The sequence below is a fragment of the Micromonospora sp. WMMD980 genome, from assembly GCF_029626035.1.
Lineage (GTDB): Bacteria > Actinomycetota > Actinomycetes > Mycobacteriales > Micromonosporaceae > Micromonospora.
Genome location: NZ_JARUBE010000003.1, coordinates 6,279,369 through 6,302,243 on the forward strand (window position 1 = coordinate 6,279,369; position 22,875 = coordinate 6,302,243).

General features: G+C 73.9%; 23 protein-coding genes. 13 read left to right on the top strand and 10 right to left on the bottom strand.

The window, feature by feature from the left end; translation table 11 throughout:
* Positions 1-27: 27 nt before the first annotated feature.
* From O7618_RS29805 to O7618_RS29820, 4 genes are all read right to left on the bottom strand, one after another.
* A complete protein-coding gene (locus tag O7618_RS29805; RefSeq protein ID WP_278109451.1) occupies positions 28-2,760 on the bottom strand; it encodes a hypothetical protein in 2,733 nt (910 codons plus the stop codon).
* Positions 2,761-2,835: 75 nt separating this feature from the next.
* A complete protein-coding gene (locus tag O7618_RS29810) occupies positions 2,836-3,144 on the bottom strand; it encodes a cupin (protein WP_278109452.1) in 309 nt (102 codons plus the stop codon).
* Positions 3,141-4,091, bottom strand: a complete 951-nt coding sequence (locus O7618_RS29815; protein ID WP_278109454.1) for an LLM class F420-dependent oxidoreductase — start codon at positions 4,089-4,091, stop codon at positions 3,141-3,143. The genes O7618_RS29810 and O7618_RS29815 overlap by 4 nt, the downstream gene beginning before the upstream one ends.
* Before the next feature lie 2 nt (positions 4,092-4,093).
* On the bottom strand, positions 4,094-4,879 hold the full coding sequence (locus O7618_RS29820) for an ABC transporter ATP-binding protein (protein ID WP_278109455.1): 786 nt from the start codon (positions 4,877-4,879) through the stop codon (positions 4,094-4,096).
* Between the two features lie 286 nt (positions 4,880-5,165).
* Between O7618_RS29820 and O7618_RS29825 the strand changes: the two genes are divergently transcribed.
* Both O7618_RS29825 and O7618_RS29830 read left to right on the top strand, forming a co-directional pair.
* Positions 5,166-6,197: an ABC transporter substrate-binding protein gene (locus tag O7618_RS29825; protein WP_278109456.1), complete on the top strand. Its 1,032-nt coding sequence runs from the start codon at positions 5,166-5,168 to the stop codon at positions 6,195-6,197.
* Between the two features lie 100 nt (positions 6,198-6,297).
* Positions 6,298-7,134 (top strand): ABC transporter permease, encoded by an 837-nt coding sequence (locus tag O7618_RS29830; RefSeq protein WP_278109458.1) that lies wholly within the window; start codon positions 6,298-6,300, stop codon positions 7,132-7,134.
* 252 nt (positions 7,135-7,386) lie between these two features.
* On the opposite strand, the gene O7618_RS29835 is transcribed toward O7618_RS29830, so the two are convergent.
* The gene (locus O7618_RS29835) at positions 7,387-8,568 is read right to left on the bottom strand and encodes an ABC transporter substrate-binding protein (RefSeq protein WP_278109459.1); all 1,182 of its coding nucleotides are present in this window, start codon (positions 8,566-8,568) and stop codon (positions 7,387-7,389) included.
* A 448-nt stretch (positions 8,569-9,016) separates the two neighbouring features.
* Between O7618_RS29835 and O7618_RS29840 the strand changes: the two genes are divergently transcribed.
* From O7618_RS29840 to O7618_RS29860, 5 genes are all read left to right on the top strand, one after another.
* Entirely contained in the window at positions 9,017-12,061 is a 3,045-nt protein-coding gene (locus O7618_RS29840) for a sensor histidine kinase (RefSeq protein ID WP_278109461.1), read from the top strand.
* On the top strand, positions 12,058-12,465 hold the full coding sequence (locus O7618_RS29845; RefSeq protein WP_013288588.1) for a roadblock/LC7 domain-containing protein: 408 nt from the start codon (positions 12,058-12,060) through the stop codon (positions 12,463-12,465). Before O7618_RS29840 ends, O7618_RS29845 begins: the two co-directional genes overlap by 4 nt.
* A gap of 64 nt (positions 12,466-12,529) precedes the next feature.
* A complete protein-coding gene (locus O7618_RS29850) occupies positions 12,530-12,892 on the top strand; it encodes a DUF742 domain-containing protein (RefSeq protein WP_091065900.1) in 363 nt (120 codons plus the stop codon).
* Positions 12,873-13,490 carry an ATP/GTP-binding protein gene (locus O7618_RS29855; RefSeq protein ID WP_278109462.1) on the top strand — a complete coding sequence of 206 codons (618 nt, stop codon included), beginning with the start codon at positions 12,873-12,875 and terminating at the stop codon, positions 13,488-13,490. The genes O7618_RS29850 and O7618_RS29855 overlap by 20 nt, the downstream gene beginning before the upstream one ends.
* Positions 13,491-13,574: 84 nt before the next feature.
* A complete protein-coding gene (locus O7618_RS29860) occupies positions 13,575-13,997 on the top strand; it encodes a ferritin family protein (RefSeq protein ID WP_278109463.1) in 423 nt (140 codons plus the stop codon).
* 7 nt (positions 13,998-14,004) lie between these two features.
* Here the strand turns inward: O7618_RS29860 and O7618_RS29865 are convergent, their stop codons facing one another.
* Positions 14,005-15,093: a uroporphyrinogen-III synthase gene (locus O7618_RS29865; protein ID WP_278109465.1), complete on the bottom strand. Its 1,089-nt coding sequence runs from the start codon at positions 15,091-15,093 to the stop codon at positions 14,005-14,007.
* Positions 15,094-15,222, bottom strand: a complete 129-nt coding sequence (locus O7618_RS29870; RefSeq protein WP_278109466.1) for a hypothetical protein — start codon at positions 15,220-15,222, stop codon at positions 15,094-15,096.
* A gap of 278 nt (positions 15,223-15,500) precedes the next feature.
* Between O7618_RS29870 and O7618_RS29875 the strand changes: the two genes are divergently transcribed.
* The 6 genes from O7618_RS29875 (at position 15,501) to glmM (ending at position 19,426) form a co-directional block, all read left to right on the top strand.
* Positions 15,501-16,199, top strand: a complete 699-nt coding sequence (locus tag O7618_RS29875) for a class I SAM-dependent methyltransferase (RefSeq protein ID WP_278109467.1) — start codon at positions 15,501-15,503, stop codon at positions 16,197-16,199.
* A gap of 73 nt (positions 16,200-16,272) precedes the next feature.
* Positions 16,273-16,533, top strand: coding sequence for a DUF6364 family protein (locus tag O7618_RS29880; RefSeq protein WP_278109468.1), 261 nt, complete (start codon positions 16,273-16,275; stop codon positions 16,531-16,533).
* The gene (locus O7618_RS29885; RefSeq protein ID WP_278109469.1) at positions 16,511-16,816 is read left to right on the top strand and encodes a type II toxin-antitoxin system PemK/MazF family toxin; all 306 of its coding nucleotides are present in this window, start codon (positions 16,511-16,513) and stop codon (positions 16,814-16,816) included. Before O7618_RS29880 ends, O7618_RS29885 begins: the two co-directional genes overlap by 23 nt.
* A 208-nt stretch (positions 16,817-17,024) precedes the next feature.
* Positions 17,025-17,468: a 50S ribosomal protein L13 gene (gene rplM, locus O7618_RS29890; protein WP_174528511.1), complete on the top strand. Its 444-nt coding sequence runs from the start codon at positions 17,025-17,027 to the stop codon at positions 17,466-17,468.
* Between the two features lie 20 nt (positions 17,469-17,488).
* A complete protein-coding gene (rpsI, locus tag O7618_RS29895; protein ID WP_089155217.1) occupies positions 17,489-17,953 on the top strand; it encodes a 30S ribosomal protein S9 in 465 nt (154 codons plus the stop codon).
* A 117-nt stretch (positions 17,954-18,070) separates the two neighbouring features.
* Entirely contained in the window at positions 18,071-19,426 is a 1,356-nt protein-coding gene (gene glmM, locus O7618_RS29900; RefSeq protein WP_278109470.1) for a phosphoglucosamine mutase, read from the top strand.
* Positions 19,427-19,469: 43 nt separating this feature from the next.
* On the opposite strand, the gene O7618_RS29905 is transcribed toward glmM, so the two are convergent.
* From O7618_RS29905 to O7618_RS29915, 3 genes are read right to left on the bottom strand one after another with little or no spacing between them, the layout of a single operon-like run.
* Positions 19,470-20,576 (bottom strand): beta-eliminating lyase-related protein, encoded by a 1,107-nt coding sequence (locus O7618_RS29905; RefSeq protein ID WP_278109471.1) that lies wholly within the window; start codon positions 20,574-20,576, stop codon positions 19,470-19,472.
* Positions 20,573-21,760, bottom strand: coding sequence for a pyridoxal phosphate-dependent aminotransferase (locus tag O7618_RS29910; protein WP_278109472.1), 1,188 nt, complete (start codon positions 21,758-21,760; stop codon positions 20,573-20,575). Before O7618_RS29910 ends, O7618_RS29905 begins: the two co-directional genes overlap by 4 nt.
* A 31-nt stretch (positions 21,761-21,791) precedes the next feature.
* Positions 21,792-22,259: an MmpS family transport accessory protein gene (locus O7618_RS29915; RefSeq protein WP_278109473.1), complete on the bottom strand. Its 468-nt coding sequence runs from the start codon at positions 22,257-22,259 to the stop codon at positions 21,792-21,794.
* Positions 22,260-22,875: the final 616 nt, after the last annotated feature.

The following is a 22,875-nucleotide window of genomic DNA, read 5'->3' on the forward strand; positions in this document are numbered from 1 at the left end:
CCGTCGACGCGTCCGGCCCCCGCCACGTCAGTCGCGGTGGTGCCGGCCGGTCCGCAGGGAACGGGCGTCGTCGGCGTTGTCGTCCGACGCGAGACCGGCGACCCAGTCGACGTACTCGTCGTCTCCGCTGGTGGTCGGCTCGGCCGCCTCGTCGGCCTGGTCCGGCTCACCCTTGCCCCGGTTGCGCCGGAACAGCCCGCGCCGGGACTTCGACTTCCCGCCGGTGGCCTCGGCGTCGTCCGCCCCGGCGTGCCGGCCCCGGGCGTCGTCGGCGCCGGTGGCCGTGGTGCCGGCCTGGGCCGGCACGGTCGCGCCCGGGTCCGCCCCGGTGGCCCGGGCTTCCCCAACCGCCGGCCGACCGGCCGGGCGGGCGTTCGTGGCCAGCGCGTCCCACCCGGTGCTCCGGCCCGGCTCGGGCAGGCCCTGGTGCCGGGGACGGGGTGTCGACTCGGCGCGGGTGGTGGTGTCGTCGCGGTCCCGACCGGCGGCCGGGGTGCCGGACCCGACGGTGTCGAGCGGCCGGGCCGACGGGCCCGCCGCCGGGGTGATCGGCCAGGCCGGCCGGACGTCGCCCGGCCGCTCGGTCACGTCCTCGAAGATGGGGAACCGGGGTCGGGGCGACGTGGCGGGCCGGTCGGTCGGCTCCGGGTCGAAGAAGAAGCTCCGCCGACCACCTGCCCGGGGCCCGGCCGCCTCGTCGGCGCCACCGGTCACCGGGGCGGACGTGTCGGTAGCGGCCGGCGACGCGGGATCCGGCGTCGGCCCGTGGGTCACCGGGACGGAGGGGGCGGCCGCGCCGTTCGGCGTCGGGTCGGCCTCGGTGGGGATCGGAGCGGCGTCGCCGCGGGGCGCGGGCGTCGGGCCGGCGTCGGTCCGGGTGGCGCGCGGCGCGCGGGTGCGCCGGGGCCGGACGGTCCGGCTCGTTCCGGCCGGGTCGGCGGTCGCGGCATCCGCCGTCGCGGTGCCGGGAACGGAGGCGTCGCCCGCACCCTCGTCCCCGGGTGCCCGACCGGCGACGGCCGAGTCGCCCGCCTGGGAAAGACGGCCGGTGGCGGAGGTCGTCGTGCCCCGCCGCCTGGTGCCGCCGCCTCCGGCGGGCACCGGGGCGGCGCCGTCGCTCGACGCCGGTCCCGCCGTGGCCGGCGCCGTGGCGTCGTCGGCCGGCCCCGGTCCGACCGCCGGGGTGGCACCGTCGGCGGGCGTCCGGTCGTCGGCGGGGGTCGTGGCGCGGGCGGCGGTACGGCTCCGCCGCGTCCGGGGGGCCGGAGCCTCCGGCGAGGTCGCGGCGGTGAGCGAGGCGTCGGCCGGCCCGCTGTCGGTCGCCGGCCCTTCCGCCGCCCGGGTCTCGGGCCGTCCGGAGACGCCACCCGCCGACGCGGAGGTGTCGCCGGTCGGTGGTCGGGCGATGTCGCTCGCCGGCGCGGCGCCGGCCGGCGCGGACGCGGAGGCGGCGACCCCCGGCTCGGGCGTGTCGGAGGCGGCCGTGTCCGCGCCGGCGGTCGGCTGCGGCTCGGGGCGGCCGGCGGCGAGGACGTCGATGGCCGAGGTGCGGCGGCCCGGCGGCAGCAGGCCGGGCATCGGCGAGCCGTGGACCGGGGCCTCGCTGTCACGTGTCCCGGCCGGGCGCGCGGGCGAGCCGGGCGCCGCCGGAGCGACGTGCCGGGCGGCGGACGGCGCGGTGGCCGCCCCGCCGGTCTCCGGCCAGTCCCAGTGCGCGGGGGCCGGGCCGCCGGCCGGGGTCGGTGCCGTCGTCGCCGGTGCGGTCGCGCCGGACGACAGTGCCCCGTCGACCGGCAGTGCCCCGTCGACCGGCAGTGCCCCGTCGACCGGCAGTGCCCCGTCGACCGGCAGTGCCGCGTCGACCGGCAGCGGCGCGAGGATGTCGGTGGGGTCGACCGCGTCGGTGTCGGCCACCGGCCGGGGAAGCACGGTGGTGGCGGTCGAGCCGAGCGCACCGGCGACGATCGCGATCAACGCGCCGTAGTAGGGCGCCACCTGGTAGCGGTCGGCCGCCGTGCCCGGGCCCGCCGTCAGGTAGGCGAAGGCCACCAGCACCGGCCCGGCCGCCCCGGCCGCCCCGCCGACGAGCGGCGGGTGCCCGGCCCGACGGGCCAGCACGCCGAGCGCCCCGCCCGCGAGCAGCGCCAGCGTGGGGAGCAGCAGCATGGCCAGGCGTTGCGCCGTAGCGGTGTCGAGCCAGGACGGCTCGAGGACGCCGAGCCGCACGGTGGCCAGCGGCCGGTTGGAGACGACCGCGGGCGCCACGGAGAGCAGGGCGAGCAGCCAGACGATCCCGGCGGTGCACGCGACAGCCCAGCCGAACGGTGGCTTGAGCAGCACGGCGATCGCCGCGCCGGCGCCCACCACCGCGCCGAGGACGGCGCAGATGCCCGCCGCCCACACCGGGTCGACGGAGCCGCCCAGCTCGGCGGCGCGGGCCGGTTGCATGCAGAGCGGGGCGACCACTATCGCGCCCAGCGCGCTGACGCCGGCGATGGAGAGCAGTTCGGCGGTGCCGCCGGGACGCTCGTCGCGGCGCGCGAGGCGCTCGGTGAGGACGGCCCCGGCGACGGCGGCGACCGCGGCGAACCAGGCGACCCAGACGAGTTGGGCGGGCCACCTGTTGACCGAGCCGTCGACGAACGCGCCGTCGAGGCGGACGACTCCGAAGCCGTACGCGATGCCGAGCTGGCCGGCACCGGCCAGCACACTCACCCCGAGCGCCGTGAGCAGCAGCCTGCCCCACGTCCGAAAGGCCATGTCGGGCACGTTACGGCCCGGTGGGGTGCTGCGCCACCTTGCCACCGCGCGGCGCGGCGATCCGCGCCGGCGTGGCTACTTCAGCTCGACCAGACGGGCGAGGTAGGTGGTGTCGCCGACGTTCGTGAGCATGTGCACCGCACCCGGATCGCGGTAGACCACCCCGCCGGTGGGCTCGTCGGCGTCGATCGTGGTGCCGTCGACGGTCTGCACCACGTTCTTCGCGCCCTCGATCGCCACGACCAGGTAGGGGTGGTCGTGCCGGTGCAGCGGCTGCCGCTCGCCCGGCTCCAGCCGGATGTGCCAGACGCGGACCCGGTCGTTCTCGTAGACGATCTCCTGGCCCACCGGGCCGAGTTCGAGGTCGGTGGAGAGGTCGCTCATCGCGCTCCGTCCAGTTGGGGGAGCACCTCGGAGGCGATGAGCTCCACGTGGTCGAGGTCGTCGAAGTCGATCAGTCGCAGGTGCACCCGGGTGGTCCCGATCGCGGCGAAGTCGCCGAGCCGGTCGACGAGCTGGGCCGGGGAGCCGACCACCGGGTCCTCCGGCGGGAGCGCGCTGGTGACGTGCAGCGGCGCGGCCCGCCGCCGGGCCTCGGCGTCGGTGCGCCCGATCGCCACCACGATCCCGGCGGAGAGGGTCAGCGGCGCCCGCCCGGACGCGTCCCGCCCGGTGCGGTAGCACGCCTCGCGGACCCGCTCGTACGCGGCGGCCGTCTCGGCGACGTTCTTGAACGGCATGTTGAACTCGTCGGCGTACCGGGCGGCCAGTTCGGGCGTGCGCTTGGGGCCCTTGCCGCCGACGATCACCGGCGGGCCGGGCTGCTGCACCGGCTTGGGCAGTGCGGGCGCGTCGACCAGCCGGTAGTGCTCGCCGCGGTAGCTGTAGGTCTCACCGTCCGGCGTGCGCCACAGCCCGGTGACGATCTCCAGTTGCTCGGCCAACCGGTCGAACCGCTCGCTGACCGGCGGGAACGGGATGCCGTACGCGGTGTGTTCGCGCTCGAACCAGCCGGCGCCGATACCCAGCTCCACCCGGCCGCCGCTCATCCGGTCGACCTGGGCGACCATGACGGCCAGCGGCCCGGGCATCCGGAAGGTGGCGGAGGTGACCAGCGTGCCGAGCCGGATCCGGGACGTCTCCCGGGCCAGCGCGGCGAGCGTCAGCCAGGCGTCGGTGGGCCCGGGCAGCGCCGGCTCGTCCCCCATCGACCGGTAGTGGTCGGCGCGGAAGAAGCCCTCGAAGCCGCTCTCCTCGACCAGCCGGGCGAACCGGAGTTGATCCTCGTAGTCCGCGCCGCGGTGGGGTTCGGTGAAGACCGAGACCCGCATGCTCACCGTCCTCCCGCCGCGGGTACGCCCGGGGCGTCCCGCTCCATCAGCAGTTCGTGCAGCTCGGCGCTGATCCGGGCGACGTCGGCCAGGTGCGCGTGCCGGCCCAGGGTGCGGGGCCGGGGGACGGCCACCTCGACCACCTGACGGATCCGGCCGGGGCGTGGGCTGAGCACGACGACCCGGTCGGCCAGCAGCACCGCCTCGTCGATCGAGTGGGTGACGAAGACGATGGTCGCCTTCGTGTCCATGTGCACCCGCTGCAGCTCGCCGGAGAGTTCCTCCCGGGTGAGCGCGTCGAGCGCGGAGAACGGCTCGTCCATCAGCATCACCCGGGGCGAGCCGATCAGTGAGCGGCACAGCGAGACGCGCTGCTGCATGCCGCCGGACAGCTCGTGCGGGAGGCGCTTCTCGAACCCGCCCAGCCCGGCCATCTCCAGCAGCTCGCGGGCGCGGTCGCGGTGCCTCGCCCGGCGCCAGCCGAAGATCTCCACCGGGAGCAGGACGTTGTCGAGCACCGAGCGCCAGGGCAGCAGCGCCGGGCGCTGGAACAGCATGGCGACGTCCTGACGGGGCTTCGTGATCGGCGTGCCGGCGACGGTGATCTCGCCGGCGGTGACCGGCAGCAGGCCGGCGATCATGCGGAGCAGTGTGGACTTGCCGCAGCCGGATCGGCCGAGGACGGCGACGAACTCACCCTCGGCGACGTCGAGGTCGATGCCGCGCAGCGCCTCCACCCGCCCCGAGCGGCCGTCGAAGGTGCGGGACACCCCGGACAGTCGGATCATCTCCCGCCGGCTCCCTTCCCACATCGTCGCGAACGCGAGCCGGGCTAGCGTAACGGGCCGGTGCTTATAGCACCGTCCGGGGTGGACGTCAGTCCGCTTTCCGTCACCCCACTTCGTTTCCTTTCCGCAACCCGGACGGTTGCGGCGCGTCATCAGCCTTCTCGTAGTCTGTTGCGCGCGAAGAGTCCCCTCGCGACGGTCCAGTCGGCCGACCCTCCTGCCGACCCCGTCGGACCCACGACCCGACCGGCGAAGATTTCCTGGTCGGAAAGGACATGGTGCACTGATGAGAAGGTTGACCCGCACGGTCGCCGCCGCGGCGCTGGCGACCGCCCTCGCCCTCGTGGGCGGCTGCAGCAGCGACTCGGACAAGTCCGAGGGCAGCAGCGGCGGCAGCGGAGCGGCGCTGGAGAAGGTGACCTACCTCACCTCGTTCGGCAACTTCGGCCGTGACTCCTACGCCTGGGTGGCGAAGGACAAGGGCTTCTTCAAGGAGGCCGGCTTCGACGTCGACATCAAGCCCGGCCAGGGCACCGGCTCCGTGATCCAGACCGTCACCGGCGGTCAGGCCGACTTCGGCCCGATCGACCTGACCGGTGGCATCCTGCAGCTCGGCAACGGCCAGGCCAAGGACTTCGTCGCGGTGGCCGCCATCCAGCAGCGCACCATGGCCGCCATCGTCACGGTCGAGGGCAAGAACATCGCCACCCCGAAGGACCTCGAGGGCAAGAAGCTCGCCGACACCCCGACCTCCGTCGTGCGCAACCTCTTCCCCACGTACGCCCGGCTGGCCGGCATCGACGGCAGCAAGGTGACCTGGGTCAACGGTGAGGCCCAGGGCCTGATCGGCATGCTCGGCTCGGGTGCGGTGGACGGCATCGGCCAGTTCGTGGTCGGTCAACCCACCGTCGAGGTGGTGACCAAGAAGAAGCCGGTCGTGCTGCCCTACAGCAACGTCATGCAGGACCTCTACGGCAACGCGCTGATCACCTCCAGCAAGATCGCCAAGGAGAAGCCGGAGATGGTGAAGAAGTTCACCGCCGCGCTGCTCAAGGGCCTGGAGTACTCGCTGGAGCATCCGGACGAGGCCGGCGAGATCCTGAAGAAGAACGTGCCGGCCGCGAACCCCGCCGCGTCCGCCGCCGAGCTCCAGCTGATGGCCGCGTACGTGCGGTCGAGCAACTCCGGCACCGCCATCGGCACGCTGGACAGCGGCCGGGTCGCCAAGAGCATCGCGCTGCTGCAGGGCGCGGGTGCGCTCAAGCAGAACCTGACCCCCGACCAGATCATCGACTTCGACCTGGCGCCGAAGGCCTGACCGGTCGGCTCGGGCCACGGGGGTGCGACCCGCCGGACATCCGGTGGGTCGCACCCCTTCGTGTGCCGGTCGTCGCGACCGGCCGGAGAAGGAGGACACGTTGACGCAGTTGACCGAGGCGCGGCCCGGAGCGCCGGAGGAGCCGACGGCGCCGGCCCGGCGCGTCCGGGTCGTACGCCCGGCCGCGGTCGGGTTGCCGGTGCTCGGCCTGGTCATCGCGGTGGCCGCCTGGTGGCTGGTCACATCGGGGCTGCACCTGGTGCACCCGGTCGCGTTGCCGCCGCCGCAGGCGGTGGCCCGCTCGCTCGCGGGCACCACCGACGTGCTGCTGCCCGCGCTGGGGATCACCACCTGGATGACGCTTGCCGGCTTCCTGCTCTCGTCGGTCGTCGGCGTGCTGATCGGGGTGGCGCTGGCCGCCTCCGGTCGGGTGGAGCGCATGTTCGCGCCGCTGCTGGTCGCGGTGAACGCGGTTCCGAAGATCGCCTTCGGCCCGCTGCTCGTGGTGGCCGTGGGCTTCGGCCAGAAGCCCATCCTGACGATGGTGTTCCTGCTCTGCTTCTTCCCGATCGTGCTCTCCACCGCCACCGGCCTGACCACCACCCCGGCCGACCTGGCGGAGCTGGGCCGGTCGCTCAACGCCTCCTGGTGGCAGTCGTTCCGCAAGGTACGCCTGCCGGCCGCGCTGCCGCAGATCTTCGTCGGCCTGAAGGTGGCCATGCCGCTGGCCGCGATCGGTGCGGTGATCGGCGAGTTCTACTCGGACCGGCCCGGTCTGGGCTACCAGATCCTGCAGTACAACGGCGTCGGCGACACGGCCACCGCCTGGGCGGCCATCCTGCTGGTGGCGCTGATGAGCATCGTGCTCTACGCGGCCCTGAGCGCGATCGAGCGGTTCGCCCTCCCGTGGGTCCGAGCCACCACCTCCGCCCGCTGACCCGGCCCCGAGAACCCGTCCCCGACCGAGGCAGGCCAACCCGCCCCGACGACCGTGAACCCAGGTCGACCGAGGCAGCTCGACCCACCCCGCCGACCGAGAACAACAGGTCGACCGGGTCGCAACCAAGATCAAACCAGTGACGGCCGGACGGCGGCCGACCACGACGGTGTGGGCCCCGGCGCAACCGGCGGAGGGATCAAGCCTGAGCGCCCGGAGCCGGTTGTGCCGGGGCCCACACCCCCACGGTGACTACCCGGCGAGACGCCAACGACCGCCCCGCGCGACAAGCGTCGTCAGAGCCTGCGGCATCAACCCCGAGTGGTTGTCCGGCGTCATCCGGATCGGCCCGGAGAGGCCGTCGAGCTGCGACGTCTCCAGAACCTCACGCAGCGCGTCCCGGTCGACCTCGCCCGGCTCACCGCCGGCGCGCTGTTCGGCGTCGGTGATGAGTTGGACGGCGTCCGCCGCGAACGAGGAGAAGCCGTTGTAGCCGCCCCACCGGGCCGTGTAGTCCTGGAACCACTGCCGCCGGGCCGCCTTGGCCGGGGTGGTGGCGATCACGTCGTCGATCACCATCGTCTGGGTGAAGATCAGCGTGGCCTGCTCGGTGGAGCGGGCCGACGGACCGAGGAACAGGTCACCGGCCGCCGCGGCGTCGAAGAACAGCGACCCGCCGAACTTGTTCTGCCGCGCGGTGGTGGCGGCGAGCGTGGCCTGTTCCGGCGGCGTCCACAGGATGAGGGCCTGCGGCTTCTTCTCGATCAGGCCGCCGATCTGCGCGCTCACCTCGGTGTCGGTGGTGCGCACGGATTCGTCGGCGACCAGCCGCAGCGTGGTCTTGTCGAATTCGCGGCGCAGCGCGGCGAGGCCTTCCTGGCCGTACCCGTCGGCGCTGTGCAGCACCGCCACCTTGCGGATGCCGCGCCGGGTGAGTTCGGTGGTGAGCGCCGCCGCGCTGTCGACCGCGTTCGGGGCCAGCTTGAAGACGTACCGGCGCTGGTCGACAGGTTCGGTGACCGCGCCCGCGGAAGCGAGTGCGATGGTCGGAATACGCTTGTCGTTGATGGTGCGGGCCGCGCCGACGGCGCATTCGTTGCAACCGCCCATGATGACGGCGCCGACCTGTGAGTCGGCGGCGAAATCATTGATGTTGCGCAACGACTCGGCGGCGTCGGAGCGGTTGTCCTTGACCCTCAGATCGATCTTCCGGCCACCCAGCGCGCCGGAGGCGTTCAACTGGTCGACCTTCAGTTCCAGGGCCCGTTGGTAGACCTTGCCGACGGGCGCCGAGGCGCCGGAGAGTTCCAGGTCGGCGGCGATCACGATCGGGCTGGTGTCCTGCGGTTCCCCGCCGATCCCGCAGCCGGTGAGCGTGGTGGCCAGCACGGCCGATGCGAGCGCCGCGATACGCGCGGAGCGGATGGGGCTCAACTCAGTCCTCCATGGTGCGGCGCGGGCCGGCGCCCGACCACCGCCGCTTGTCCGTCCTCAGTGGAGAAACGGGATTGGTGTGCCGTACGGTGTGCGCGAAGCCTGCAAAACCTTGCCAATGCCGGGCCCTGTGGTCAAGCGCGGCGGCTGGATGCCGTTTCGGGACGCTCATCCCACATGTTGGGGACACGATACGTTAACTGACAATTACTGCCCAGATGCGTGCGGCCACTCTGGAGTGACATCCCCAGTTCAGGGCGTTGGAGAAAAGAAGGTATTAGGTGACCGGATCGCGGCTTGCGTCGACACCGACCGTTTCCTACCTCACCGCGGCTTCCCAAATAGGATCTCGTCTGATGAAATCGCGGCCGTGCCGCGCGTGGCGCTGGCCGCTGCACCAGGCACGGGTCAGCGGGTCACGCGTGGAAGAAACGACGGAGGCGATGTCGTGAGCACCGGACCTACGACCCTGCCCGGGAGCCCCAACGCCGATCAGCGGAACCGCCGACGGCGCCTGCCCCGGCTGCGTGACGCGCGGATCCGCTCCAAGCTCGCCCTCATCCTGGTCGTTCCGGTGGCCGCTGTCATTGCACTGGCAACTATCCGACTCATTTCGGTGGGTCAGGGCGCGTACGAGGCGAACCAGGTCCGCGCGCTGACCGCGGTCTCGGTCGACGTCTCGGCGCTCACCCAGGAGTTGCACAAGGAGCGGATGGCGGCGGCCGTCTTCCTGGCCAACCCGGCGGTGACGCCCGACGCCTACAACCTGCGGGTGCGCCGGACCGACGAGCGGATCGCGGCCTACAAGGAGGAGCGCGGCACGCTCGGCGACGTGCCGACCTCGGTCCGGGACCGGCTCAAGGTGATCGACGACCACCTGGAGACGCTGAACGGCACCCGCCAGGAGGTGCTCGACCGCACCCAGATGCCGGTGGCCGAGGCGAGCCTGCGCTACGGCATCGTCCTCGACGACCTGGTCTCGTACGGCGACACGCTGGCCCAGCAGCCCGGCGCGGAGAGCCTTTCCGACGCCCGCCGCGCGGTGGCCGCGTTCGCCCACGCCAAGGCCGAGGTGGCGGAGGAGGAGGCGGTCGCCTTCACCGCGCTCGCCGCCGGCGGCCGGATCGACGAGGAGCAGTTCTCCTCGTTCGTGGCCACGCTCACCGGGCAGCAGGAGGCGCTGCTCGCCTTCTCCCGGGCCGCCACCCCGGAGCAGCGGGCCCTGGTGGACCGCACCGTCTCCGGCGACGCCGTCCAGCTCGCCGACCGGGTCGCCGGCGACCTGTCCCGGTCGGTCGGCAAGCCCGCGCTGGTGACCGCGCTCGACGCGTCCGCCGCCGTCGGCGCGGTCGACGACCTGATGCGGTGGGCGGAGATCCAGCTCCTGGACGAGCTGCTCGCCGACGCCGACGCGGTGCGTACCGACGTGATCCGGCAGGCGTTCGTGGAGAGCCTGCTCGTGCTGCTCACCCTGGCCGTCGCCGTGACGCTCGCCGTGGTGCTGGCCCGCTCGCTCAACGACTCGCTGCGGCGACTGCGCGAGGGCGCGCTCTCGGTGGCCAACCACGACCTGCCGGACGCGGTGAGCCGGCTGCAGAACGTCAACGCGATCGGCGACGGCGGCGTGGACGAGATCGTCCAGCAGGTGCGCGACCCGATCAAGCTGAGCAACCGCGACGAGGTCGGCCAGGTGGCGGTGGCGTTCAACGTGGTCCACCGCGAGGCGGTCCGGGTCGCGGCCGAGCAGGCCGCGCTGCGGACCAGCGTCTCGGCGATGTTCCTCAACCTGGCCCGTCGCTCGCAGAGCCTGGTCGACCGCATGATCGGCGAGCTGGACGCGATCGAGCGCGGCGAGGAGGACCCGAAGCGGCTCGCGCAGCTCTTCGAACTGGACCACCTGGCCACCCGGATGCGCCGCAACGACGAGAACCTGCTGGTCCTGGCCGGGGCCGACTCGGCCGTGCCGCGCCGCGACGACGCGCTCCTGGTCGACGTGCTGCGCGCCGCCCAGTCCGAGGTGGAGCTCTACAACCGGATCGAGTTCGGCACCGTGGACACCGACATCTCGGTCGCCGCGCACGCCGTCAACGACGTGGTCCGCCTGGTTGCGGAGCTGCTCGACAACGCCACCCGGTTCTCACCGCCGACCACCGTGGTGGTCGCCGACGGCCGGCGGATCCGGGACTACGTGCTGATCCAGGTCGAGGACCGGGGCCTCGGCCTCACCGACGACCAGCTCGACTCGCTCAACCGTCGTCTGGCCGCGCCGCCGACCGTCGACGTGGCCGCCTTCCGGCTGATGGGTCTGGCCGTGGTCAGTCGGCTCGCCTCCCGTTACGGCATCCGGGTGGAGCTGCGCCGCAACGTCGAGGGCGGCACCGTCGCCCAGGTGACGCTGCCCAACTCCACAGTGGTGCTGCCGGCCAACCGGGGTCAGGCTCCGCTGACCCGGCCGCGCCAGCCGCTGGCCGTGGAGCCGTCGCCGCTCAGCCAGGTCGGCGCGGCGGACGCGCTGGCGGGCGCCGGCCGGGGCGGCACCGCCACCCTGGCCGACCAGTGGCGCAACACGACCACGCCGCCGCCCGCACGGTGGCAGGCACCCGCCGAGGTACGGGACACCACGCCGGCCGTCCAGCTCGGCGGACTGCCCGCCGCCGCCCCGGTCACCGCTGCCCCGGTCTCCGCCGCGCCGGCGCCGGCGCCGACCGCCGCGCCCGCGTCGGGCGCGGGCTGGTCGGCGGGTGGGCCGACGGTCGCGTACCCCGCTCTCGACCCGCTGCCCAAGCGGACGCCGGGCGGTGAGGCCGCGCCGGCCGCCGCGCCGGCCTACCAGCCGCTCGCCGCCGCGCCGGCGGTCGAGTCCACCCCGGCCGCGCCGGTGGTGGCCCGACCGGACCGGCCGGCCGAGGCGCCGATATTCCGGGAGATGGAGGCGGTCTGGTTCCGCTCGCACGGAGAGGACGAGACCACCATCTTCACCCGGCCCCGGTTCGACGAGCCGCCGCCCGCCCCGGCGCAACCCGCCGCGACCGCGCGGCCGCCGCTGCCCACCCGTACGCCGGGCGCCCAGGCGTCGGGGCTGACCACCCCGCCCGCGTACCGCCCGCCGGCGGTACCGACCACGCCGCCCGCGACGCCGCCGCCCGCCGCGACCCCGGCGAACCCGGTGGCGCCGGCGTCCGCGCCGGAGCCCGCCGCGACGCCGGCGATCGACCCGGAGGCCTGGCGGACGGCGGCCGACGACGGCTGGAGCCGGGCCAGCCAGGCGGCGGAGCCCACCACCGGTGGCACCACCCGCTCGGGCCTGCCGAAGCGGGTGCCGCAGGCGCAGCTCGTGCCCGGTGGGATCGAACCGAAGAGCGGCCGGGACCGCAGCCGACGCACCCCGGACGAAGTCCGGGGTCTGCTCTCCGCCTACCACCGTGGCGTCCAGCGGGGTCGTACGGCCGGCACCGACCTGAACAGCACCTCGACCAAGGAGACGAACCGATGAACAGGCCTGCGGCCATGCAGGACATGGGTTGGTTGCTCACCAACTTCGCCGACAGCGTGGCGGGCATCGCCCACGTGGTGGCGGTGTCCGCGGACGGGTTGCTCCTCGCCTCCTCCCGGGACCTGCCCGGTGACCGGGCCGACCAGCTCGCCGCGATCACCTCCGGCGTGGTCAGCCTCACCGAGGGCGCGGCGCGGATGTTCAGCGCCGGCGGGGTCTTGCAGACCGTGATCGAGATGGACAGCGGATACCTCTTCCTGATGTCCATCAGCGACGGCTCGTCGATGGCGGTGCTCGCGGCGCGCAGCTGCGACGTCGGCCAGGTGGGCTACGAGATGGCGCTGCTGGTGGAGCGGGTCGGCCAGGCGCTGGTGCCGCTGCCCAGGGACGCCGTCCGATCCTGACCGGCTGAATTGACCTGGTGATCCGGGGCCGCTCCGGCTCCGTATGAGGGGAGGTGATCGCGAGATGGAACCGCGACGTGATCCGCGTGGCGCGCTGGTGCGACCGTACGCGGTCACCCGCGGCCGCACCGAGCCGTTGCAGAACATCGCGCTCGAGGCGGTGCTGTCGAGCACGGCCACCCAGTCGGCCGAGGCACGTTTCGCCGGGCACGACAAGTACCGCATCTCCTCGGTCTGTGAAGGCCGGGCACAGTCGCTGGCGGAGATCGCCGCTTACACCCGGATGCCGCTGGGCGTCACCCGGGTGCTGGTCGCCGACATGGTGGCCGAGGGCCTGCTGACGCTACACAGTGCCGCTCCCGCGACGGGTTTCGCGGCGCGGATGAACCTGCTTGGAAGGGTGCTAAGTGGACTTCGCGAACTATGACCCCGACGGGGCGAACCGCGGCCGGGAGATCATCTCCGCGAAGATCGTGATCGCGGGTGGCTTCGGGGTGGGCAAGACCACCCTGGTCGGGGCGATCTCCGAGATCCAGCCGCTGACCACCGAGGCGTTGATGACCGCGGCCGGCGTGGGCATCGACGATCCGTCGAAGGTGCCGGGCAAGGAGACCACCACGGTCGCCATGGACTTCGGCCGGATCACCATGGCCGAGGACCTGATCCTCTATCTCTTCGGCACGCCCGGCCAGACCCGCTTCTGGTTCATGTGGGACGAGATCATCCGGGGCGCGGTGGGCGCGGCGGTGCTGGTGGACACGCGCCGGATCACCGACGCGTTCGCGCCGCTGGACTACTTCGAGAACCGCAAGCTGCCGTACGTGGTGGCGTTGAACCGGTTCGACGACGCGCCGCACTACGAGCTGGAGGAGATCCGGGAGGCGCTCGCCATCTCGCCGGACGTGCCGCTGGTCATGTGCGACGCCCGGCGGCGGGACTCGGTCAAGCAGGTGCTGGTGACCGTGGTGGAGCACGCCATGCTCCGGCTCCAGGCCGAGCACGGTTACCCGGCGTCGGTGGGCTGAGCCGCGCTCACCCACCCGGGCTCGGGGGTACGGGTCCCGGCGGGCGAGGCCGTCCCGCCGGTCCCGATCGTCGCCGGGACGCCGGTGTGCTCCGGCGCGACGCAGGCCAACCTGGAGGCGACGATGCGGGGCGAGGCGTTCGCGTGCGCCAGGTACCCGCACTACGCCCGGCACGCGCGCGACGGTGGCCGGCTGCGGCTGTCCCAGCTCTGGGAGAACACCGCCGGCCAGGAACTCGGCGAGCACTTCAGCGAGGCGGCCACGCTCGCCGGCCTGGTCCGCGGCGACGCCGACAACCTCCGCGACGCGGTCGACGGCGAGGTCTACGAGGCGGGCACCATGTATCCGGCCCTCTCCCGACAGGCGGCCTCGGTGGGTGAGGACGAGGCGGCGGACCTGTTCGCCGAGATCGCGCACGACGAGGCGGGCCACGCGTCGGCGTTCCTGCTCGCCCTGGTCGACCTCCAGGTGGGTGGCGGGGGCGACCGCGCGGCCCGCCAGGGCTGAGCCGACGTCAGTCCACCCGCAGGCGGTAGCCGCGCTTCACCACGGTCTGCACCACCCGTGGTGCCTTCAGGCCCACCCGCAACCGGGCCACCGCCATCTCGACGGCGTGCTCGTCCGCACCGCGCGGCAGCGTCCGCAGCAGCGCGGTGCGGGAGAGCACCTTCCCCGGCGCCGCCGCCAGTGCCCGCAGCACGGCCATCGGGGCCGGCGCCAACTGGCGCAGCTCGCCGTCCACCACCGCGGCGTGACCGCGCAGGGTGAGCACGTGCCCGGCCGCCTTCACCGAGACCGTGCGGCGGGGCAGTTCCTCGACGATCGTCCGGACCAACGCGCCGAGCCGGGCCCGGCTCGGCGCGCTCACCGGTACCCCGCGCCGTATCAGCGGCTCGGCGGTGACGGTGCCCACGCATCCGGCCAGCACGTCGCCCCGCAGCGCCGCCAGCACCGTCTCGGTCCGGTCCCCGGCCGCCCGCAGCAGTGCCTCCGCAGCCGGGGCGGAGGTGAACGTGACCGCGTCGACGAGTCGCCCGGCGACCAGGTCGATGAGCCGGTGCAGCGGCGCCGGGTCGGCCGGCGGCGCCCACCGGTAGACCGGCACCTCGATCACGGTGGCCCCGGCCGCGACGAGCGCCTCGGTGCACTCCGGCTGCCGGTCGCCGTGCAGCTGCAACGCCACCACCTGGCCGGCCACGCCGCGCCGGACCAGGTGCTCGACCACCTCGTCGCAGCTCTCCGAGCCGGGCGACCAGTGTTCGCGCAGGCCCGCAGCGCGGATCGCCCCGGTCGCCTTCGGCCCGCGCGACACCACGTACGAGCGGGCCAGCGCGGCGTGCAGCGGGTCGCCCAGCCCCCAGCCCTCGGCCGCCTCCAGCCAGCCCCGCATCCCGATCCCGGTGTTGGCCATCAACACGTCCGGCGGGTGCTCCAGGCAGGCCCGGGTGGCTTCGCGCAGGTCGCTGTCGTCGGCCAGCGGCACGATCCGCAGCGCCGGGGCGAGCACCACCCGGGCCCCGCGACGCTGGAACAGCGCGGCCAGTTCGTCCCGCCGCCGGTCCGCGGTGACCCCGATGGTGAAGCCCGCCAGTTCGTCCCGCATTCACTCCTCCTGCCGCAGCCGCACCTCGACCAGGCCCGGGTGGCCGCCAGGCCCCGCGTCGCCACGGTCGGCGTCGAGCCGGTTCAGCCGGCGGGCCGCGAGCCGGTCCCGCGTCGCGGCCGGGCTCATCGCCGCGCCTCCCGCACGTCCCGCCACTCGTCGGAGCAGCCGCCGCACCGCACCGCGCGGTACGGGCAGTGCGTGGCCGCCTCGCCGGGGACGCGCCCCCGGTTGTGTCGCCACGCGTGCACCGTCTGTCATGTCGGGAAAGCGTGCCGCCGGGCGGTTTCCGGCCCGGGTCCCTCCTGTTTCGGTCCTGTCAAGAGCGCCGCACACCGCACGGCGTGACGGACCGGACGGCAGCATCTAGAATGTGAGAAATTAGTCTCACATTTCGGGAGGCAAGGATGAGCGTGACGGACGCGTTCGACGCCGTGGCCGGCAGCTACGACCAGGCCCGGCGCCGACTGGTGCCCTGCTTCGACGCGTTCTACGGCACGGCCGTCGAGGTGGCCGCACCGCCGCTCCGGGCGGCGCTGGCCGCCGGGCGTACCCCCGAGGTGCTGGACCTGGGCGCGGGCACCGGCTTGCTCGCCCTACTGCTCTCCGCGGCCGTCCCGGGCGTTCGGATGACGCTCGTCGACGGCGCGCCGGCCATGCTGGCGGTGGCCGCCGGCCACCTGGCCGCCCGCGGGGTGCCGCACCGCGCGGTGCACGCCGACCTGGCCGACCCGCTGCCCGCCGGCCGCTACGACGCGGTGGTCTCCGCGCTGGCCGTCCACCACCTCGACGACGACGGCAAGCGGGCGCTCTACCGGCGGGCGGCCGACGTGCTGGCACCCGACGGGGTGTTCGTCAACGCCGAGCAGGTGGCCGGTCCGACCCCGGCGTTGGACCGGCGCTACGACGAGGTGTGGACGGCGCGCATCGTCGAGTTGGGCTCGGACGCGGACGAGATCGCCGCCTCCCGGGCGCGGATGCGCTTCGACCGCCCGGCCACGGTGGCCGATCAGTGTCACTGGCTCGGCGAGGCCGGGCTGGTCGACATCGACTGCTTCTTCAAGGAGTGGCGCTTCGCCGTCCTCGGCGGTCGTCGTCCCCGGTGAGCCGAGGTGTCCGGATCCGCGATCGGCGCGAGCAGGGATGACTACTGGTCATACCGCTGGGTAGTCTACTCGGATGACCGCCAAGGTGACACTGTCGTTCTCCGACGAGACGATCGAGGAAGCGCGTCGGTACGCCAAGCGGGAAGGGCTCTCCCTCTCCGCCTGGATGGACCGGGCCGCCCGGGAGAAGGCGCTGCGCGAGCTCTTCACCGCGCACGCCGACGCGGTCGGCCGCGCCGGCCTGGACCTGGAATCCGCCGCCCTGGCCGACGCCCAGGAGGTCGGCACGGTCCACGACGCGCTGTTCGGCGGTGGACATCCGCGTGCTGCGTAGGGGAGAGGTCTGGCGCATCTCCGGCGCCCGGGAACGGTTCGGGCTGGTCATCAGCACCGACGTCTACAACTCCACCGCGGTGCCGATCGTGATCGTGGCCGAGGTGGTCGAGGAGTCGCTGCTGCGCGACTCGCCGCTGGCCGTCCGCATGGGCGGCTCCGTGGTGATGCCCGACCGGCTCTCCTCGCCGATGAAGAAGTGGTTCACCGAGTGCGTGGACGTGGCCGACACCGAGACCATGCAGCGGGTCGGCCGGGCGCTGCGGATCCTCCAGGAACTGTGACCCGCGCCATGTGAATGCGCAGGCCGGGCGCGGGGTGACCCCGTTTTGACCTGCCGCCGGGCGGCCGGGTATCGTTGCCTGCTGTTGTACGACATTCTTAGGCGTGCCGCATCAGGTACGCTTGGTCGTTCGTGCGCGCTGGTTCGACTGGGAAGCCCCGGTTACCTCGGCGCGCGACCCCAGACCGACGACGAGACAAGGTAGACCTGTGCGTACGTACAGCCCGAAGCCGGGTGAGATCGAGCGTCAGTGGCACGTCATCGACGCCTCTGACGTCGTGCTGGGCCGCCTCGCGACCCACGCCGCCACGCTGCTGCGTGGCAAGCACAAGCCGACTTTCGCGCCGCACGTCGACACGGGCGACTTCGTCGTCATCGTGAACGCGGGCAAGGTCGCGCTGACCGGCAACAAGCGTCAGACCAAGGTTGCTTACCGCCACTCCGGCTACCCGGGTGGTCTGAAGCGGGTCGGCTACGACGAGCTGCTCACCAAGCGGCCCGAGCGGGCCATCGAGCTGGCCGTGAAGGGCATGCTCCCGCACAACAAGCTGGGCCGTCAGATTCTCAAGAAGCTGAAGGTCTACGCCGGTGCCGAGCACCCGCACGGCGCGCAGCAGCCGGCGCCGTTCGAGATCAAGCAGATCGCGCAGTGAGCGCGGGCGAAGGAAGCAGCATGACCGACATCACCGAGACCGAGGTCGCCCCCGAGGCCACCGAGGCGCCGGCGCCCGTCGCGCGCGCGCCCCGCGGTGACCGCCCGATCCAGACCGTGGGCCGTCGCAAGGAAGCCATCGTCCGGGTCCGGATCATCCCGGGCAGCGGCAAGATCACCTGCAACGGCCGCGACCTCGAGGCCTACTTCCCGAGCAAGGTGCACCAGCAGCTCATCAAGGACCCGCTGGTCACCGCCGAGAAGCCGGAAGCCTTCGACGTGATCGCCAACCTGCGTGGCGGCGGCACCACCGGCCAGGCCGGCGCGCTGCGGCTCGCCATCGCCCGGGCTCTGATCGTCAACGAGCCCGACGACCGCCCGGCCCTGAAGAAGGCCGGCTTCCTGACCCGTGACGCCCGGGTCAAGGAGAGCAAGAAGTACGGCCTCAAGAAGGCCCGTAAGGCTCCTCAGTACTCGAAGCGCTGATCACCAACAGCGTCTTGTACTTCTGACGGACGGCCGGGTCCGCCTCCCTTCTGCGGGGGCGGCCCGGCCGTTCCGCGTTTCTCTCCCTCAACGGCAGTTCCACGGAGGTTGGCGGGTATGGGCCGGTTGTTCGGCACGGATGGCGTACGCGGGCGGGCGAACGCGGATCTCACCCCGGAGTTGGCGCTCGCGGTCGCGGTGGCCGCGGCCCACACACTGGCCGAGACGGACCGGAGCCATCCGCCGCTCGCGGTGGTGGGCCGGGACACCCGGGCCAGCGGCGAGATGCTGGAGGCGGCCGTCGTCGCCGGCCTGACCAGCGCCGGTGCGAACGTGGTCCGGGTCGGCGTGCTGCCCACCCCGGCCGTGGCGTTCCTCACCGCCGAGATCAAGGCCGACCTCGGCGTGATGCTCTCCGCGTCGCACAACCCGATGCCCGACAACGGCATCAAGCTCTTCGCCGCCGGCGGGCACAAGCTGCCCGACGAGATCGAGATGCGGATCGAGGCAGCCGTCGAGGCGAACACCACCACCGCCTGGAAGCGCCCGATCGGTGCCGGCGTGGGTCGGGTCAACGACCTGCTCGACGGCGCCGACCACTACGTGCAGCACCTGGTCGGCACCGTGCCGCACCGCCTCGACGGGCTCAAGGTAGTGGTCGACTGCGCCAACGGCGCGGCCGCCGACGTCGCCCCGGTGGCCTACCGGGAGGCCGGTGCCGAGGTGATCGCCATCCACGCCGAGCCGGACGGGCTCAACATCAACGACGAGTGCGGCTCCAACCACATCGACGCGCTGCGCGCCGCCGTGGTCGAGCACGGCGCGCACCTCGGCCTCGCCCACGACGGCGACGCCGACCGGTGCGTCGCGGTCACCGCCGACGGCGAGGAGGTCGACGGCGACCAGGTCATGGCGATCCTCGCCCTGGCCATGCGCGACGCCGGCGAGCTGACCCAGGACACCCTGGTCGCCACCGTGATGAGCAACCTCGGCCTGCGGCTGGCCATGTCCGCGCACGGCATCCGGCTGGTCGAGACCAAGGTCGGCGACCGGTACGTGCTGGAGGAGCTGCGCGCCTCCGGGCTGGCCCTGGGCGGCGAGCAGAGCGGGCACATCGTGCTGCCCGCGTACGCCACCACCGGCGACGGCGTGCTCACCGGCCTGCACCTGATGGCCCGGATGGCCGCCACCGGCACCTCCCTGGCCGAGCTGGCCGCCGTGGTCACCAGGCTGCCCCAGGTGCTGATCAACGTGCCGGTCGGCGACCGTACCGTCGGCGCGGCCGCCCCGGCCGTGCGCGCCGAGGTCGAGCGGGCCGAGGCCGAGCTGGGCGAGGCCGGCCGGGTGCTGCTCCGCCCGTCCGGCACCGAGCCGCTGGTGCGGGTCATGGTCGAGGCCGCCACCGAGGCCACCGCGCGCGAGGTCGCCGAGCGGATCGCCGGGCACGTGCGCACCGCCAGCCCGGTCGCCTGACCACCGCCCCGGGCCCGCCGGTCCACCCGGCGGGCCGGGGCGATCAGGTCGTCGGCAGGCGGCGCAGAAAGCGGGCGGCCAGCTCGCGTACGCCGTCGGCGTCCAGCTCCAGCGCCGGCCCGGCGATCGTCACCTCGGCCAACGCCAGCCCCGGCACCTCGCTGTCCCGCCAGCCGCCGACGAACCACGTCCGCTCCTCCTCGGCGAGCGCGACGTTGGCGGCGTCGAGCACCGCCGCCGGGTAGGGCAGCCAGACCCGGAACTGGTGGGTGTGCGGCGGCGTCGGGTGGACCCGGGCGCCGGGCAGCGTGGCCAGCGCCTCGGCCACCACCTTCGCGTGCCCCACGTAGCCGCCGAGCCGGGGCAGCTCCCGCTCCAACCCGGCCAGCGCGGCGAGCGCCACCGGCCACTGCTGGAACAGCGTGCCGCCGTACCGGTGCCGCCAGGCGCGGGCGTACCGGATCAGCTCCGCGTCACCGGCCAGCACCGCGCCGGCGTGGCCGCCGAGAGACTTGTAGAGCGAGACATAGGTGCTGTCGGCCAACGCCGTGATCTCGGCCGTCGAGTAGCCGAGGTGGATGGTCGACTCCCAGAGCCGGGCGCCGTCGAAGTGCACCCGCGCGCCCCGGGCCCGCGCCGCCGCGACGACCGCGACCAGTTCGTCCCAGGTCGGCAGCACGAAGCCGGCGTCGCGCAGCGGCAGCTCCAGGCAGAGCGTGCCGATCGGCTCGTCGAGCGCGGTCACCTCCTCGGCCGTCGGGTTGCGCGGCGCGGTGGTGGTGCGCACCGCCCGCACGCCGGTGAGCAGGGTGAACGCGTCGCGCTCGTGCAGCATCGGGTGGCTGAGCGGGTGCAGGCCGACGGCGGGCCGGCCGGTCAGCTCCGCGCCGTAGCGCACCGCCACCTGTTGGGCCATCGTGCCGGACGGAAACAGGGCGGCAGCCTCCGCGCCGAGCAGTTCGGCGACCCGCGCCTCCAGCTCCGCCACCGCGCCGCCCTCACCGTAGAAGTCGGGCAGGTCGTCGCCGGCCACCGCGTCCAGCGCGGCCAACTGCTCCCGCGCCGTCGCCGGGCGTACGCCGGAGAGCATCGTGTCGCAGCCGCGCTGGGCGGCGAGCCGGCGCAGCCGCTCGGCGTACCCGTCGCTCATCCGTCCTCCCGGAGTCGGCCCAGCCGGGTCACCGCCTCGGCGAGCACCTCCGGCCGCTTGCAGAACGCGAACCGGACCAACCGGCGGCCCGCCGCCACGTCGTCGTAGAAGACCTGCGTCGGCACCGCCACCACCCCGCACCGCTCCGGCAGGGCCTGGCAGAACTCCACCCCGTCCCGGCCGCCGAGCGGGGAGACGTCGGCGGTCACGAAGTAGGTCCCCTCCGGCGCGAGCACCCCGAACCCGGCGTCGGCGAGCCCGGCCACCAGTTGGTCCCGCCGGCGTTGCAGGTCGTCGGCGAAACCGGTGAAGTACGCGTCCGGCAGCCCGAGCGCCACCGCCACCGCCGGTTGCAGCGGGCCCGCGTTGACGAACGTCAGGAACTGCTTCACCCGCAGCACGGCCGCCACCAGGGACGCCGGGCCGCTCACCCAACCGACCTTCCAGCCGGTGCAGGAGAACGTCTTGCCGGCCGAGGAGACGCGCAGTGTCCGCTCCCGCATCCCGGGCAGCGTGGCCAGCGGTATGTGTGGCGCGGCGGCGTCGGTGAAGACCAGGTGCTCGTAGACCTCGTCGGTGACCGCGTACGCGCCGTGCTCCCCGCACAGCTCGGCGACCAGCGCCAGCTCGTCGGCGGTGAACACCTTCCCGGTCGGGTTGTGCGGCGAGTTCAGCAGCACCAATCGGGTCTGCGGCCCGAACGCCGCGCGCAGCTCGGCCGGGTCGAAGGCGTACCGGCCGTCGGTGCCCGGGCGCAGCGTCACCGGCCGGCGCACCGCCCCGGCCAGTGCGATCGAGGCGGCGTACGAGTCGTAGTACGGCTCGAAGCAGACCACCTCGTCGCCCGGCTCGCAGAGCGCCAGGATGGCCGCCGCGATCGCCTCGGTCGCGCCGGCCGTCACCACGATCTCGCCGTCCGGGTCGTACTCCAGACCCCAGAACCGGCGCTGGTGGGCCGCCACGGCCGCGCGCAACGCGGGGATCCCGGGGCCCGGCGGGTACTGGTTGTGGCCGGTACGCAGCGCCTCGGCGGCGGCGGCCAGCATCTCGGGCGGGCCGTCCGTGTCCGGGAAGCCCTGCCCCAGGTTGACCGCGCCGGTGCGCACGGCCAGCGCCGACATCTCGGCGAAGATGGTGGTGCCGAACGGCCGCATCCGGGCCACCAGCGGATCGGTCGTCGTCACGGCGGCCAGCCTACGGCCCGCCGCCGGGCCCTCACCAGCCGAAGCAGGTCGCGCCGTACTCACCCGAGTCCCGCGAGACGACCTTCCCGTCGATGGTGATCCGGCAGGTCACCTCGCCGGATTCGGACGGGCTCGCGATGATCTGCACCCGCTGGCGGTCGTTCGCGGTGAACCGCAGTCGCCAGGGCGCGTCCACGTCGTCGAGTTGGAAGAAGTTGGCGTCCGCGTCGTAGAACTGCACGTAGACCTGGTCGGCCCCGGTCACCTCGTAGACCACGGTGAACGTGCCGGGCCCGCCGGAGGGGGTGGTGACCGGGGTGGCGGGCGCCGAGGTGCTCGGCGCCGGGGCAGGTTCGTCCGGCCCGTAGATGTAGGGCTCGTCGTAGGGCTCGTCGGACGAGGTCGCCCCGTCGACGAAGCCGCCGAGCGCGCCGAGGCCGACGCAGCCACAGACGGACAGCACCACGGCGACGACGACGGCGATCACCAGCCCGACCACCCAGCCCCCGCTCGACCGGCGCGGCGGCCCGCCGGGATACGCGTACGGCGGCGGGTACGGCCCCGGCGGGTACGGGCCGGCGGGGTACGGCGGCGGCGGGTACGGCCCTGTCGGGTACGGCCCGCCCGGTTGCGGTCCGCCCGGGTACGGCCCGCCCGGGTACGGCCCGCCCGGTTGCGGTCCGCCCGGGTACGGCCCGCCCGGGTACGGCCCGCCCGGTTGCGGCCCGCCCGGTTGCGGTCCGCCCGGGTACGGCCCGCCCGGGGGGAGAGCCGGCGGCCAGCCCGGCGTGTCGGGGCCGGCGGGTCCGTCGACTGTGCAGGACCGATCCGTGGCGTCGTGGTCGTCGGGTGCGGCCGGTCGGACGGCCGGGTGGCCGGTCCCACCCGGCCGGTAGGCGCCCGACGGGGTGGGCGGGCCGGATGTGGTGATCGGGCCGGCCGGGCCGCTGCCGGGCGGTGCCCACGGGCCCGGCTCCGAGGGCGACCAGGGCGCGGGCGGGGTCCAGGGCCGCGGCGCGGTCAGCGGATCCGGTGGCGTCCAGGCAGCGGGCTCCCCGGCGGCCGGCGCCGCGGTCGGGTCCCCCGGACCGGGGGTCGGCTCGGGGGAGGAAGTC